Annotated in this window: 18 protein-coding genes; 14 read left to right on the top strand and 4 right to left on the bottom strand. The window is 42.0% G+C overall.

Features of this window, described 5'->3' with window-relative positions; translation table 11 throughout:
* Positions 1-116: 116 nt before the first annotated feature.
* Positions 117-1,292 (bottom strand): MalY/PatB family protein, encoded by a 1,176-nt coding sequence (locus NSQ72_RS14275; RefSeq protein ID WP_341084355.1) that lies wholly within the window; start codon positions 1,290-1,292, stop codon positions 117-119.
* An 83-nt stretch (positions 1,293-1,375) separates the two neighbouring features.
* On the opposite strand from NSQ72_RS14275, the gene NSQ72_RS14270 reads away from it, so the two are divergent.
* The gene (locus tag NSQ72_RS14270; RefSeq protein ID WP_039181076.1) at positions 1,376-1,636 is read left to right on the top strand and encodes a YugE family protein; all 261 of its coding nucleotides are present in this window, start codon (positions 1,376-1,378) and stop codon (positions 1,634-1,636) included.
* Here the strand turns inward: NSQ72_RS14270 and NSQ72_RS14265 are convergent.
* Positions 1,633-2,457, bottom strand: coding sequence for an alpha/beta fold hydrolase (locus NSQ72_RS14265; protein WP_024425926.1), 825 nt, complete (start codon positions 2,455-2,457; stop codon positions 1,633-1,635). The two genes, NSQ72_RS14270 and NSQ72_RS14265, sit on opposite strands and share 4 nt — an antisense overlap.
* A gap of 175 nt (positions 2,458-2,632) precedes the next feature.
* Here NSQ72_RS14265 and NSQ72_RS14260 point away from each other — a divergent pair, with 175 nt between their 5' ends.
* The 3 genes from NSQ72_RS14260 to yugI all read left to right on the top strand — a co-directional run bounded on the left by NSQ72_RS14260 (position 2,633) and on the right by yugI (position 4,918).
* Positions 2,633-3,133 carry an Lrp/AsnC family transcriptional regulator gene (locus tag NSQ72_RS14260; RefSeq protein WP_003213765.1) on the top strand — a complete coding sequence of 167 codons (501 nt, stop codon included), beginning with the start codon at positions 2,633-2,635 and terminating at the stop codon, positions 3,131-3,133.
* Entirely contained in the window at positions 3,134-4,327 is a 1,194-nt protein-coding gene (locus NSQ72_RS14255) for an aminotransferase (RefSeq protein ID WP_341084354.1), read from the top strand.
* A gap of 198 nt (positions 4,328-4,525) precedes the next feature.
* Positions 4,526-4,918: a S1 domain-containing post-transcriptional regulator GSP13 gene (gene yugI, locus NSQ72_RS14250; RefSeq protein WP_008345795.1), complete on the top strand. Its 393-nt coding sequence runs from the start codon at positions 4,526-4,528 to the stop codon at positions 4,916-4,918.
* Between the two features lie 58 nt (positions 4,919-4,976).
* On the opposite strand, the gene NSQ72_RS14245 is transcribed toward yugI, so the two are convergent.
* Positions 4,977-5,213, bottom strand: coding sequence for a DUF378 domain-containing protein (locus tag NSQ72_RS14245; protein ID WP_003212952.1), 237 nt, complete (start codon positions 5,211-5,213; stop codon positions 4,977-4,979).
* A gap of 144 nt (positions 5,214-5,357) precedes the next feature.
* Here NSQ72_RS14245 and NSQ72_RS14240 point away from each other — a divergent pair, with 144 nt between their 5' ends.
* The 5 genes from NSQ72_RS14240 (at position 5,358) to NSQ72_RS14220 (ending at position 10,056) form a co-directional block, all read left to right on the top strand.
* Complete coding sequence (locus tag NSQ72_RS14240) at positions 5,358-6,521, top strand: iron-containing alcohol dehydrogenase (protein ID WP_251181220.1); 1,164 nt, start codon at positions 5,358-5,360, stop codon at positions 6,519-6,521.
* A gap of 120 nt (positions 6,522-6,641) precedes the next feature.
* The gene (locus NSQ72_RS14235; RefSeq protein ID WP_047203925.1) at positions 6,642-7,814 is read left to right on the top strand and encodes an iron-containing alcohol dehydrogenase; all 1,173 of its coding nucleotides are present in this window, start codon (positions 6,642-6,644) and stop codon (positions 7,812-7,814) included.
* A gap of 126 nt (positions 7,815-7,940) precedes the next feature.
* A complete protein-coding gene (locus NSQ72_RS14230) occupies positions 7,941-9,296 on the top strand; it encodes a glucose-6-phosphate isomerase (RefSeq protein WP_024423293.1) in 1,356 nt (451 codons plus the stop codon).
* Between the two features lie 111 nt (positions 9,297-9,407).
* Positions 9,408-9,611 (top strand): spore germination protein, encoded by a 204-nt coding sequence (locus NSQ72_RS14225; protein WP_231730856.1) that lies wholly within the window; start codon positions 9,408-9,410, stop codon positions 9,609-9,611.
* Between the two features lie 43 nt (positions 9,612-9,654).
* The gene (locus NSQ72_RS14220) at positions 9,655-10,056 is read left to right on the top strand and encodes a YugN-like family protein (protein ID WP_024423291.1); all 402 of its coding nucleotides are present in this window, start codon (positions 9,655-9,657) and stop codon (positions 10,054-10,056) included.
* Here NSQ72_RS14220 and NSQ72_RS14215 read toward each other — a convergent pair.
* Positions 10,053-11,039: a potassium channel family protein gene (locus tag NSQ72_RS14215; protein WP_341084353.1), complete on the bottom strand. Its 987-nt coding sequence runs from the start codon at positions 11,037-11,039 to the stop codon at positions 10,053-10,055. The genes NSQ72_RS14220 and NSQ72_RS14215 overlap by 4 nt on opposite strands.
* A 126-nt stretch (positions 11,040-11,165) precedes the next feature.
* Here NSQ72_RS14215 and NSQ72_RS14210 point away from each other — a divergent pair, with 126 nt between their 5' ends.
* From NSQ72_RS14210 to NSQ72_RS14190, 5 genes are all read left to right on the top strand, one after another.
* The gene (locus NSQ72_RS14210) at positions 11,166-11,390 is read left to right on the top strand and encodes a hypothetical protein (protein ID WP_341084351.1); all 225 of its coding nucleotides are present in this window, start codon (positions 11,166-11,168) and stop codon (positions 11,388-11,390) included.
* An 81-nt stretch (positions 11,391-11,471) separates the two neighbouring features.
* A complete protein-coding gene (locus NSQ72_RS14205) occupies positions 11,472-12,146 on the top strand; it encodes a zinc metallopeptidase (RefSeq protein WP_024423288.1) in 675 nt (224 codons plus the stop codon).
* Positions 12,147-12,194: 48 nt separating this feature from the next.
* Positions 12,195-13,487 (top strand): hemolysin family protein, encoded by a 1,293-nt coding sequence (locus NSQ72_RS14200; protein ID WP_024423287.1) that lies wholly within the window; start codon positions 12,195-12,197, stop codon positions 13,485-13,487.
* A 112-nt stretch (positions 13,488-13,599) separates the two neighbouring features.
* Positions 13,600-14,001 (top strand): secondary thiamine-phosphate synthase enzyme YjbQ, encoded by a 402-nt coding sequence (locus NSQ72_RS14195; protein WP_039181060.1) that lies wholly within the window; start codon positions 13,600-13,602, stop codon positions 13,999-14,001.
* Positions 14,002-14,017: 16 nt separating this feature from the next.
* A complete protein-coding gene (locus NSQ72_RS14190; RefSeq protein WP_341084350.1) occupies positions 14,018-15,049 on the top strand; it encodes an NAD(P)H-dependent flavin oxidoreductase in 1,032 nt (343 codons plus the stop codon).
* Positions 15,050-15,053: the final 4 nt, after the last annotated feature.

Here is a 15,053-nt window from a genome sequence, read left to right as displayed (position 1 = left end):
AAATAATAGTAATTCCTCTCATTATATCATTTCATGTACAAAGTAGATATGATAAAAGGAGGGTTTTTTTCTTTAAAAAGAACACCCGTTAGGATGTTCTTTCTACCGTATAGATCTTATTCAGCTGATGGTGTGAACGCTTGATGAAGACGTTTCAGTCCTTCTTTGACTGTTGAAGCAGGACAGCCGAGATTCATCCGAATAAAGCCGTCTCCTTCGTGTCCGTACACGTGGCCAAGCTCTAGGATCACTTTCCCTTTTTTCAGCAGATTCCGCTTTAATTCCGCTCGACTGAATTGATAATCCTGAATGTCCAACCACAATAAATAAGAAGCATCTGGTTTCATATAACGCATATTTGGAAGATATTCGTCAATATAGTCCATCGCCATCTTCATATTGCCTTCGAGATAAAGAACAAGGGCATCAAGCCACTCATCCCCGTGGCGGTATGCTGCTTCCATCGCTGGAATCGCAAATGCATTCAGTTTGGACAGTCCATTTCTTTGCAATTCATTGGTGAAAAGGGTTCTTTTTTCTTCATCTGAAATGATAATAGCAGATGCCTGGAGCCCCGCTAGATTAAAGGTTTTACTCGGCGCAATACACGTTACCGTGATATGTGCAATGTCATCAGAAAGGCTGGCAAAGGGCACATGCTGCTTCCCATAAAGCATCAAATCAGAATGAATCTCATCTGAAACGACTGTGACTCCATGCTTCACACAGAGGTCTCCAACTCGCTTTAATTCCTCTTTTGTCCACGCTCTTCCAGACGGATTATGCGGATGGCATAGGAACATGAGCTTTGCTTGTGGTCTGCTCAGTTTTTTCTCTAAATCATCAAAATCCATCATATAACGGTTGTTTTCTATTTTTAAAGGATTGGTTGAGACTGTACGTCCATTTCGCTCAATCATTTGATAAAAAGGTGTATACACTGGTGACTGTATAACTACTTCGTCATGCGGTGCTGTAAAGGCTTGAACAGCAAAACTAAGGGCCGTTACGATGCCTGGTGTAAAAGTGACCGCTTCTGTCTGAATGGTCCATCCGTGTCTTCTTTTGAGCCATCCAGCTACTGCCTGCTGCGTATCCTGATCTTGAAATGCATAGCCAAATACACCATGGTCTAATCGCTCTTTCAATGCATCAAGGACGACCTGCGGCGCTTTAAAATCCATATCGGCCACCCACATCGGGAGGGCATCTGTTGTCAGGAACAAAGACTCTGCTTGATCCCATTTCACTGATTTTGAACCTTTACGTATGATCTGTTCGTCGAAATTCATGAAACCCACCTCTAGCTGTTTTTCAACCATTCTTGGTTGTGCTAAAATAAACATCACAAAATTTATTATAAGCGGTGATACCGATGAAAGATAGTCAAGCTGTAGAAGAGATGATTCAATTCATTAAGGCATGGGACCCTTTTCATTATGGAGAGGATTTTTATGAAACGGAGCCTGCTGACGTCATCAGTGCATTATACGACGCAGAAGACCCGTTATCTTTAGCAAAAGAGATTCAAGCCATCTACCATCACTCATTTGAACAGCTTCTTCCGATAGAGAGCTGTCAGCATATAGCAAATCAGCTTTTTGTCTTGCGAGACAGCAGCTCCTGTTCACGCTAAGACAGGCTGAAATGTCCGATTTGATCAGACACAAAGACCGGATTTTCCTCAGGAATGAGGTGTCCGGTTTTTTTTAATGCATGTAAGGTCGAATTCGGCAGATCTTTGTGCAGTCTTTCGCCTATTTGAATGGGAACGATTCGATCTTCCTCGCCCCAAATGAGCAGCACAGGTGTTTCCATTTTCTTCAAAACGTCCGAGGTTAAATCTCCTTCCCGGTGCCGAATCAAACGAAAGATTCCCCGAAAGATTTGATCATCTGAAAACGGTTTTAAATATCCGTCGACCATCTCTTGATCAATGATGGAGTGATCATGCACAACGGCAGTTAAATTTTTCATAATGCCCTGCTTTAAAAGCTTTCTTTTTAGATACAGATAAAAATAAGGAATATATGTGCTGTAAACAAGTGATCTTTTTGACTTATTCAAATATCCAGAGCTGCACAAAAGAACCGCCTTTTCAAATAGGTCCGGCCGCTCAGTGGCAGCGTATAAGGCAATCTGTCCTCCCATTGAATGGCCTACTAGAATCGCATGCTGAATCTGTAAATAACCAGCTAGCTCAATAATAATTTTTCCCATGTTGCGATAGCTGTAAATAAACGTATTCGACTTCTCAGACTGTCCAAATGGCGGCAGATCTATCGCAATTAAATTGAAGTCCTGCTTTAGAAGCGGAATGAGTTTTCGATAGCTGAAGGTAGAAGAGAAGAGACCATGAATTAAGATCAATGTCTTCTTGCCCTCATTTGGATAGTGCTCGTAATAGATGTCTAAACCGAATGTACTTTTCATATAAGCTGGCTGAACAATGTCCACAATCTTCACTCCGATACTTGATACTCTCTCTGTTAGGTGACTGTATTGTACCCTAAAAAGTGGATTTTAAGCTATCATTAGAATCTTTTCCCTGCTTAGCATAATGGGAAAAACGTGCTATAATGTTCAGAAGATTTTTTAAAACTAGCTTTTATAATCTGAGGTGTGAAATCAAATGAAACTAACAGAAAAAGAAACTGAAATATTAGAGATTTTAGATGAAAACAGCCGCGCCGATTTAAATACAATAGCAAAAATGGCAGGCGTGACAACAGAAGAAGCCGAAGCCATCATTCAAAAACTTGAAGATCAAAAAGTCATTATTGATTATTCAACTATGATTGACTGGCGAAAAGTGGATGGCCATGAAGGCGTTACAGCAATGATTGATGTAAAAGTGACACCAAAAAGAGGCGTCGGATTTGACGAAATTGCTGAACGGATTTATCGATTTCAGGAAGTGGAGTCTGTCTATCTCATGTCAGGTGTTTATGATCTTTCCGTTGTGATCCGCGGAAGATCAATGTCTGATATTGCCCGCTTCGTATCTGAAAAATTATCGACACTTGATTCCGTTGTTTCAACAACTACCCACTTTATTTTGAAAAGATATAAACATGATGGGAAAGTGTTTGAAACAGGAGACGATGACAAAAGAATCGTGGTGTCTCCTTAAATGAAAAAGTCTTATTTATCTGAAACGGTACAAAGCATTCAGCCGTCAGGTATTCGGAAATTCTTTGATTTGGCTGCCACAATGGAGGGAGTTATCTCCCTTGGAGTCGGAGAGCCAGATTTCGTGACAGCTTGGAATGTAAGAGAAGCAAGTATTATGTCATTAGAACAAGGACTGACCTCCTATACGGCGAATGCAGGTTTAATCTCTTTGCGAAAAGAACTGAGCCACTATTTATATAAGCGGTTTCACATTGACTACAGTCCAGAAGAAGAACTCATTATCACAGTTGGCGGAAGCCAGGCACTTGATTTGGCCTTTCGTGCGATTTTAAACAGCGGAGATGAAGTGATCATTCCAGAGCCTTGTTTCGTAGCATACGGGGCGCTTACGACACTAGCAGGCGGAGTGCCTGTCTATTTAAGTACATCCGCTGAAAAAGATTTCAAAGCGGATTCTGCTGATCTTCGCACAAAGCTGACGCCGAAGACAAAAGCCATTTTGCTTTGCTCGCCATCAAATCCAACGGGGTCTGTTTATTCAAAGGAAGAGCTTGAAGATATTGCTCAATTTGCGAAAGAGCATGACCTGCTCATTATTACGGATGAGATTTATGCAGAGCTGACATACGATGAAGCTTTTACAAGCGTGGCGGCTATTCAGGATATGAAAGAAAGAACGATCTTGATTTCAGGCTTTTCTAAAGGGTTTGCCATGACGGGCTGGCGCTTAGGATATGTGGCAGCACCACCTGTACTGCGCGATGCCATGCTGAAAATACATCAATATTCTATGATGTGCGCGCCGGCGATGGCACAATATGCGGCAGAAGAAGCAATAAAAAATGGGCTTGAAGATGTAGAGAAAATGAAGAAAAGCTATAGAAGACGCCGTAATTTGTTTGTCGGCTCCCTGAATGAACTAGGACTCACATGCCATCAGCCAAACGGAGCGTTTTACGCGTTCCCATCGATTAAAAGCACAGGCATGACATCAGAACAATTTGCTGAGGAGCTGCTCCTAAGTGAAAAAGTCGCTGTTGTTCCTGGGAATGTATTCGGACCGAGCGGTGAGGGTCATATTCGCTGTTCATATGCTTCATCACTTGATCATCTTCAGGAATCACTTTCAAGAATTCAGCGCTTTTTGCAGGCTCGACAAGTGAAGGAAGAAGCATCAGCCATTTTAAAATAAAAAAAGGCATCAATCCAAATGGACTCATGCCTCACAAATTAGGGGGGAATACTAGAAAGCATTCTTGTTTTCAGGTATTCCCCCTTTTGATCTAATCTAAACCCATTTAAAAAATATTTTGCGTAACTGCCCGTTCTGTGATATAGTTTTTAATTGCGTATAAACGAATATTAAAACATTTATTTAGGAGTTGTTATCATGGCGACAAAGTTTGAAGTAGGCAGTGTTTACACTGGTAAAGTAACAGGATTACAAGCGTATGGTGCGTTTGTTGCATTAGATGAAGAAACTCAAGGACTTGTGCATATTTCTGAAGTAACACATGGCTTTGTAAAAGACATCAACGAGCACCTTTCAATTGGTGACGAAGTACAAGTAAAAGTTCTTTCTGTTGATGAAAATGCAGGTAAAATCAGCCTTTCTATCCGTGCGACACAAGAAGCACCTGAAAGAAAAGAAAGCAAACCAAAGAAACAAAGACCACAGCAAGTGAAAGAAGAAGCTGCTGCACCACAAGGTTTCAATACGCTTAAAGATAAACTTGAAGAGTGGATTGAGCAATCAAACCGTAAAGACCTTATCAAGAAATAATAAAAAAGCACCGCTTCAAACGGTGCCTTAGGCTGCCTCATGTAGGCAGCCTTTTTATTTAACGAACCTCTGGATTCGGCTCGTCACGGCGAACAGCTTCTTCGCTTGGCTTGAACAACAGACCAAGGTTGACAAGACCTGCAATTCCAACAAGACCATAAATAATACGTGATAATGCAGAACCTTGTCCGCCAAAGATCGCTGCTACTAAGTCAAATTGAAAAAAGCCGATTAGTCCCCAGTTAATAGCACCGATAATCGTGAGCACGAGGGCAATACGCTGAATAGCACTCATCGTGATTCCTCCTTTCGCTACAGCATCAATACATTTATATTTTGCAGATTTTTAGCCAAACTATGCGTAAGAAAATGGATGAAAGCAAATTACTTTACTTTTGGAATGAATGAGGCGCATAATGTAGCGCGAGGAGGAGATCACATGGATCGATTTACTTATTGGAACCCAACGAAATTAATTTTTGGAAAGGGAGAAGTATCAGCCCTTTCAGATGAACTCAAACACTACGGAAAAAACGTATTACTTGTATATGGTGGAGGCAGTATTAAACGAAACGGCCTTTATGACCAAGTTGTCAGCATCCTAAAAGAATCAGGAGCTGCCATCACTGAACTTGCTGGCGTAGAGCCAAACCCGCGCTTAACAACAGTAAGAAAAGGGGTCGAGCTTTGCAAAGAGAACGATATTGATTTTATTTTGGCAGTTGGCGGCGGCAGTGTCATTGATGCGACAAAAGCCATCGCAGCTGGTGCGAAGTACGATGGAGATGCTTGGGATATCGTGACACGTAAGCACGTTCCTATGGAAGCTATTCCGTTCGGTACTGTGTTGACACTTGCCGCAACAGGCTCTGAAATGAACTCTGGATCAGTTATCACAAACTGGGAAACAAATGAGAAGTATGGCTGGGGAAGTCCAGCAGTTTTCCCGAAATTCTCTATTCTGGATCCAGTCAACACATTCACTGTGCCTAAAAACCATACGATTTATGGCATGGTTGACATGATGTCACATGTGTTCGAACAATATTTCCATCACACAGAAAATACACCTTATCAAGATCGTATGTGTGAAGGACTTCTTCGCACTGTCATTGAAACGGCACCGAAGTTGATCGACGATCTAGAGAACTACGAGCTGCGTGAAACCATTTTATTCACTGGTACAATTGCGCTTAATGGAATGCTTTCAATGGGGGCACGTGGTGACTGGGCATCTCATAACATTGAGCATGCAGTATCTGCTGTCTATGATATTCCTCATGCAGGCGGACTTGCAATCTTGTTCCCGAACTGGATGAAACATGTCATTCAAGAAAACCCAGGCCGTTTTAAACAATTAGCGGTGCGTGTATTTGATGTAGATCCTGCGGGCAAAACAGATGAAGAAGTCGGCTTAGAAGGAATCGACAAGCTGTCAGCTTTCTGGACAAGTCTTGGTGCGCCAAGCCGTTTAGCGGATTATGATATCAACGATGAGAAAATTGATTTAATTGCAGACCGTGCAATGGCACGCGGTGAATTTGGTCAATTTAAAAAGCTAAACAAAGAAGATGTTTTAGCCATTCTGAACGCTTCTTTATAATTGAACAACAAAAGATAGCTGCTTGCGGGCAGTTATCTTTTTTTGAGTTCATCGTGTACATATGTTACAGTAGTCTTTCATGTTTTTGGATATATTCGTTGTAAGGAGATGTTTCAACAGATGGAGAATTTTATTTACTACAATCCAACAAAATTGATGTTTGGAAAAGGACAACTAGAAGGACTCAAAAGCGAACTCGCTCGTTATGGAAAACGAGTGTTACTTGTATATGGCGGCGGCAGCATTAAGAAAAATGGTCTTTATGACAATGTCATCCGTGCGTTAAATGAAGCAGATGCTGAAGTGTTTGAGCTGTCTGGCGTTGAACCAAACCCGCGACTCACAACAGTGAAAAAGGGAATCGATATCTGCCAAAAAGAGAACATTGATTTCTTATTAGCCGTTGGCGGCGGGAGTGTGATCGACTGTACAAAAGCAATTGCAGCCGGAGCAGAGTATGACGGTGATGTGTGGGATATTATTTCAAAGAAAACAACCGCTCAAAAAGCTTTGCCGTTTGGCACAGTGCTGACACTTGCGGCAACTGGTTCAGAAATGAACCCGGACTCTGTCATCACAAACTGGGAAACGAATGAAAAATATGTGTGGGGCAGCTCAGTCACTCACCCTGCTTTTTCGATTCTAGACCCTGAGCATACGTATTCTGTACCAGAAAACCAGACAGTGTATGGTATGGTCGATATGATGAGCCACGTTTTTGAGCAATACTTCCATAATGTAAAAAACACGCCTTTACAGGATAGGATGTGTTTTGCTGTTCTTCAAACGGTCATCGAGACAGCACCAAAACTGCTGGAGGACTTACAAAACTATGAGCATCGTGAAACCATTCTTTATGCAGGAACAATTGCTTTAAATGGCACGCTGCAAATGGGTTACTTTGGCGACTGGGCGTCCCATACGATTGAGCATGCTGTGTCGGCTGTCTATGACATTCCGCATGCAGGCGGGCTTGCTATCCTCTTCCCAAACTGGATGCGCCACACACTCGATCATAATGTAGAACGCTTTAAAAACCTTATGTTGAACATGTTTGACATCGAAACAGAAGGAAAGTCAGATCGTGACATCGCATTAGAAGGAATCGACAAACTGTCAGCGTTCTGGACAAGCCTTGGTGCACCAAGCCGTTTAGCTGATTATGACATTGGTGAGGATCAGCTGGACAAAATTGCTGACATTGCAGCAAAAGAAATGGAATATGGTGGTTTTGGAAACTTTATGAAACTTAACCGTGATGACATTCTATCGATTTTGAAAGCTTCTTTATAATTCAGATTGCCGCTTCTCCGAATGAGAAGCGGCTTTTTGCTATGCCAGTGACGATCACTTGATTTCAAAAGCTAGTTCCGCTAAAGTGAAAGGGACAGAACTAACGTAATGGAGGGCTTACAAGCGATGACACATATTCAATTTGACTACTCGAAAGCGTTACCTTTCTTTCAAGAACATGAACTTACATATTTAAAAGATTTTGTGAAGGTGGCCCATCATAATATTCATGAACAAACGGGTGCAGGCAGTGACTATTTAGGCTGGGTGGACTTGCCGAAGCAATATGACCGCGAAGAATTTGCTCGCATTAAAAAAAGTGCAGATAAAATTAAGTCTGACTCTGACGTCCTGCTTGTTGTCGGAATCGGCGGGTCATATCTAGGTGCACGTGCGGCGATTGAGTTTTTGAACCATTCTTTCTATAACACTTTGCCAAAAGGCAAGCGCAAGACACCACAAATCATTTTTATTGGAAACAACATCAGTTCTTCTTATTTAACAGATGTGATGGATCTATTGGAAGATGCAGATTTCTCCATTAATGTGATTTCAAAATCTGGTACAACAACAGAGCCAGCCATTGCGTTCCGCATCTTTAAAAAGCTCCTCATTGAAAAATACGGTGCTGAAGAAGCGAAAAAACGTATTTATGCGACAACTGACAAGGCACGCGGTGCACTGAAAACATTAGCAACTGAAGAAGGCTACGAATCATTTATCATCCCTGATGATGTTGGTGGACGCTATTCTGTATTAACAGCAGTCGGTCTTTTGCCAATCGCTGTGAGCGGTGCAGACATTGATCAGATGATGGAAGGTGCGGCAAAAGCAAGCGAAGACTTCGCTTCATCTGAGCTTTCTGAAAATGCGGCTTACCAATATGCTGTCGTCCGCAATGTCCTTTACAATAAAGGCAGAACGATTGAAATGCTGATTAACTATGAGCCAGGCCTCCAATATTTCGCAGAATGGTGGAAGCAATTATTCGGTGAAAGTGAAGGGAAAGATGAAAAAGGAATCTATCCTTCATCTGCTAACTTCTCAACAGATCTTCATTCACTTGGCCAATATGTTCAAGAAGGAAGAAGAGACTTGTTTGAAACAATCGTCAATGTAGACAAGCCTCGACATGAGCTTGTAATTGAAGCAGAAGAACAAGACCTTGATGGCTTGAACTATCTAGCAGGAAAAACGGTTGATTTCGTCAATAAAAAAGCATTTGAAGGAACGATGCTTGCCCATACAGATGGAAAAGTACCGAACCTTATCGTGACAATTCCTGAGATGGATGCTTATACATTCGGATACCTTGTGTACTTCTTTGAGAAAGCATGTGCGATGTCTGGATATTTACTAGGCGTCAATCCATTCGATCAGCCTGGAGTAGAAGCTTATAAAGTGAATATGTTTGCTTTACTAGGCAAACCGGGCTTCGAAGAGAAAAAAGCAGAGCTTGAAAGCCGTTTAAAACAATCATAAGACAAAAAAGCACACCTTTACATAAAGGTGTGCCTTTTTTGTTTTCTTCAGGTTCCTGTGCAAGCTTTCCTATGTTCTGTACATAGAATAATAAATGGAGGAGGGTGAAAAATGAGGACGAATCATGTCTATATTCATGATATTTCTGGCCAGGCAATCGTGAACTTTGGCAATGTCGGACGCATTTGTTCTAAGAGTGCTACGAAGGAAACAGCAGGTTCCGGCAGCGATAACGAGACGAATCAATCAACCAATCAAAGCTTATTTGATGCCGCGTTTACAAACAATGTACAAATCGCGAGAGGAAATGTATGAATTCCTCTCTTTAACGAACCCTAATAAAAAAGGAGGGTTTCGTATGATTCATGTACCATCCAGGCTGCCTGGTGAAAGCTTTTCACTTTACCATTTAGAAGAAACAATGAAGCCGCTCGGTTATGTCATTAATGGCAACTGGGATTATGATCACGGATATTTTGATTATAAAATTGATAACCGTGATGGCTATACCTTTCTCAGAGTTCCTTTTACAGCCGAGAAAGGCCAGCTGGATCAGCCAGGTGTTGTGGTGAAAATGGGACATCCATTTCTCTTAAAGCATGTATATCAAGACAAGTTAGATGATCATGCGATGGTTGGAAATGTGGGCGCATCCTTTAACCAATTCCAAGAACCAAAAGAGAAAGATGGAGATGTATCAAAGGCTTATGCTGAGATTGGCTTTTCGCTCGTCAAGGAATTAGAAGACGCACTGCTTTAAAGGCTGATCAGTTCATCCTCTGGATGAAGCTCATAGCCAAAGGGAGGATTCATCATGGGTCCTTCTTTTTTTTGTACGCCAACGATGATTACATGATGCTCTAAAAAGTGATGGAGCGCTGTTAAGAATGTTTCTCCGGCTAATGAAGCTGGTACAGGTATGATCGTGACGTGTTTATGCAACGTCAACTGTCGTTTTTTCTTAATCGCCGTAAGCTGTTCCTTTATTAGAAAATGTTCAACCATTAAATGATTGACAGCATCTGAGGTATGAATGACTTGATTGGCGCCAGCACGCTCGGCATTTTTCACGTAACGATCTGTTAAGATTTCGATTAAACAATATAGCGAAGGGTTTAAGCCTTTTGCTGCAAGTAAGGTTAAAACACTCTGCATATCGGCTGTCACTTCATTTTCATGCTGATCTGCTGTAATCATCAGTGCATCTGCACCGGTAATATTGGCTTTACGGAGTGTGCCGTCTTCGGTCCCATGTCCTTTAATAAAATGAACATTTTCCAAAAGAGGTCCCTCTTTCAAGGAGTCATCAATCAGCACAATCGGCATGGCTGGATCAATCGTTTGAAACGACTGAAGCAGTTTGTTCGTCTTCTCATTCCAGCCGACGATAATCAGGTGTCCTTCCCCCTTAAAGGCTACCTTGCCCTCAACATAATGGTGCTGCTTGCTGAACACAGCGGCGGCAAGTGTGGCGAAATAAGCGGTGACAAAGCTGGCTCCGATAAAAATGAGTGCCATACCCGCCACCTGCCCTGGCATGGTTTGTGGCACAAAATCACCGTAGCCAACCGTAGAGACTGTAATGAGCGCCCACCAGATCCCATCAAAGATCGTATGATACTGCTTCGGTTCTAGTAAAACGATTAATTGTCCAAAAAAAAGAAGCAAGAAACAGATGATAATAGCAATTCGAAGATAAAGCGGCCACCTTAGCCAAGCGATAAAGATACGGTTTGATTTCATCGGACTCTTCCTTTCAGGAGAATGCTAATGTCAGTATGCCCGATTGAGGAAAGATTTTTTCATCTTCGTCATGTATTGAAATAGAACCCATATCTTAAAATAAGGGAGAAGAAGGAGGGAATTCGAATGTCGTTCGTTCAAAAGACCGTACTTCTTTTTATTGGTGTGCATTTTTTATCATCAGCTGTCATCTTACTCGTGTTTGATTTAAATGCTGTGAATCATTTTACGAGTGATTTTTCATGGCTGCATTTTTTTCAAGACCTTTATGGTACAGTGACCTTTTATACAGCTTGCTTAGGTGTGTTCTTCTTTTTCATTGGTGCGGTCATTCCCCTGAAAAAGACCTAGTGCTTTTTGCTGTACATGGTACATAAAAGTCATTAAAATTGTAAATAAATATATAAAATAAAAAGGAAGCTGATGAGCATGCTGTTTTTTTATTTTTTAACATTTGCCGCATTGGGATTATCATTTTGGGCACAATTTAAAGTGAAGAATAATTTTGAAAAGTATTCAAAGGTGGAAGCATCCAGTATGAAAACAGGTGCTGAAACCGCTCGATATATTTTAGATCGCAACGGGTTATACGATGTGCCCGTTGAACCGGTAAGAGGAACTTTGACTGATCATTACGACCCGACGCAGCGTGTGGTTCGTTTATCTGAACCTGTGTACTACGGCCACTCCATTTCGGCCATTTCAGTCGCATCACACGAGGTTGGACATGCCTTGCAGCATCAGGAATCCTATGGTGCGCTTGTTTTGAGACATAAGATCTTTCCTGTCGTGAACTTTGCATCTGGTGTTGCTCCGCTTCTTTTCCTTGGTGGAATTTTGCTCAGCAGCCTTAACTTAATCGGGCTTGGGATCATTTTGTTCTCAGCAGCTGTATTCTTTCAGCTTGTGACATTGCCTGTCGAGTTTAATGCAAGTTCTCGTGCAAAGGATATCATTGTTTCAGAAGGAATCATTAGAAGCAGTGAAGAAAGAGGTGTGAACAAGGTGTTAAATGCTGCGGCTCTTACGTATGTAGCAGCGGCCCTTGTCTCCCTGTTTGAATTGCTCCGTTTTGTAATGATCTTCCTAAATGGCCGTAATGATTAATTGATGCCAGAGGAGGTGAGCCCTTACCAGTGTTAGGTAAGGGTTTTTTTGTACATTTTAAACGTATTTTTAGTCATATTACTCATTGCTGCGACAGCATTTTTTGTTGTCACTGAATTTGCGATTGTGAAAATTAGAGGCTCTAAAATTAACCAGCTGATTGAAAGCGGTGATAAAAGGGCCATCCATGTTCAAAAGCTGATATCAAATCTGGACGAATATTTGTCCGCCTGCCAACTTGGGATTACCATCACAGCTTTAGGCTTAGGGTGGCTTGGTGAGCCGACGGTGGAGCATTTTCTGCATCCGCTTTTTGAAAAAATCGGGCTTCATTCCGCATTAACTGACATCCTTTCGTTTATCATCGCATTTGTGATCATTACGTTTTTACATGTTGTTGTTGGAGAACTCGCGCCTAAAACAATTGCCATTCAAAAGGCAGAGGCCGTCAGCCTTGTGACAGCAAAACCACTCATCTTTTTCTATAAAGTCATGTACCCGTTTATTAAGGCATTAAATGGGGCTGCACGAAGCATCGTGAAATTATTTGGTTATCATTCTGTCAAAGAACATGAAGTGGCGATCAGTGAGGAAGAATTGCGACTCATTTTATCTGAAAGCTATGAGAAGGGTGAGATTAACCAATCTGAGTACAAATATGTGAATAAAATCTTTGAATTTGATAACCGAGTGGCGAGAGAGATCATGATCCCGCGTACAGAAATTTCAGCTATAGAGATTGAACAGACCTTAGAAGATGTGACCCATTATATGCTGAACGAAAGGTACACACGCTACCCTGTTATTAAAGAGGACAAAGATCATGTGATTGGAGTTATCAATAGCAAAGATGTATTTAAAGCGAGCTTCCTAAATCAAGATGTATCTATTGAAGACTTAATGCGTCCGGTGATCCGGGTCATTGAAAGCACCCCTGTTCAGGAATTGCTCATTTTGATGCAAAAGGAACGAATCCATATGTCAGTGCTCGTAGACGAATACGGAGGTACAGCGGGACTTGTCACAGTAGAGGACATATTAGAGGAAATTGTCGGAGAGATTCGAGATGAATATGATCAGGATGAAACACCTCACATCGTGAAAAAAGGTGATTTCCATTATGTGATGGATGGGAAAGCATTGATTGATGAAGTAAATGATTTATTGGATTTAGCCATTGAGAATGATGATGTTGATACAATTGCAGGCTGGATGATGACGCATAAATTTGATTTTGACATTGGAGATACGATTGAAGCAGAAGGCTGTGAATTTACGATCATTGATGCTGAAGACCACCATATTCGAACCATTGAAGTCAAAAAGGTTCATTTTTCTTAAAAACCTCGTACTGCTTGACGAGGTTTTTTTGCTTGGTAAACTTTAGGTAAGAAGATTTGTTTCACATAAAAAGGGTATGAATTTATAGAAACGTCAAAAAGGGGCAGCTCATATGAAAAAAATCAATGTACAAACAGACAGACGCGATGACATGATCGACGTCACACACGAGGTTCTCCAATATGTCAGGGAAACAGGCATACAAAACGGAACTGTCATCGTCTATTGTCCACATACAACAGCAGGGATCACCATTAATGAAAATGCGGATCCAGATGTGAAACGGGATATGCTTCGCCGGCTTGATGAAGTCTTCCCGTGGGAACATCCAAAGGACCGCCATATGGAAGGAAATACGGCAGCACATATGAAAGCGAGTTATATGGGGGCGTCTCAGCATGTTCTCATTCATGATGGAGATCTTGTACTTGGCACGTGGCAGGGAATCTATTTCTGTGAGTTTGACGGGCCGAGACATCGTCATTTTTATGTACAAGTGTCGTCAAACGAGTAAGAGATGGGGGAAATAAATGGGGGATATCAAAAAGTTACTGCAGATTGAACATGGAATCATCCAAGCGCCAATGGCAGGAGGAGCTGTGACACCGCAGCTGGCAGCCGCAGTTTCGGAATACGGAGGGCTTGGCAGCCTGGCAAGTGGATATGTGCAGCCTGACCATTTAAGACAGCAGATTAGACAGGTCAAACAACTGACATCTCGCCTGTTTCAGGTCAATGTGTTTGTACCAGAGCCAATTCCAGAAGTGAACAAAGAGGATGTGGCATTTTGGGAAAAGAGACTGCCTGCACGCCCGTCAGCAGATAGGATACCAAGCGAAGAAGAATTGTGGGATGATTTTGAACAAAAAATCAACATTCTTCTGGAAGAAGACGTTCCGATTGTTTCCTTTACATTTGCCTGTCCAAAAGAACAAACGATTCACCGCTTAAAACAAAAGGGAATCTTTTTAATCGGAACGGCCACAACAAAAGAGGAAGCACTGCTTTTAGAGGAAAAAGGAATGGATGCTATTGTTCTGCAAGGAAGTGAAGCAGGGGGGCATCGCGGCACATTTTTACATGCAAAAGGAGACGCACTGCTGGGACTGATCAGTCTGATCTCTGATGTCAAACCGCTCTGCCGCGTGCCATTGATTGCCGCCGGAGGTATCACGGACCGAGCAGGTGTGAAAGCAGTGCTGGCGCTTGGAGCAGATGCGGTTCAAATTGGCACAAGGTTTTTAGCCAGCCAGGAAAGTGCTGCGGCAGAGGTATACAAGAAGGCCATTTTACAGGCAGAAGGCAGTGAAACAAGGGTGACAAGGCTTTTTTCTGGGAAAAGAGCGAGAGGCATTGTGAATCAGTGGATGGAGGATGAAAGCCTGCATGAAGATAGGGTTCTTCCTTATCCAGTTCAGCATGTATGGACAACACCGATGCGAAAAGCAGCCGCTGCCGGCGGTAACCCTGAACAAATGGCTCTGTGGGCAGGACAGGGCGTTGGACGTATTCACTCGATTTTAACCGTTGAAGACATCATGCACGAACTGACGCAGATATAAAATC

Source organism: Bacillus sp. FSL R5-0659, assembly GCF_038008785.1.
GTDB lineage: Bacteria > Bacillota > Bacilli > Bacillales > Bacillaceae > Bacillus > Bacillus safensis.
The sequence above is the reverse complement of the archived record's forward strand: the minus strand, read 5'-3'. Positions and strand labels throughout refer to the sequence as shown.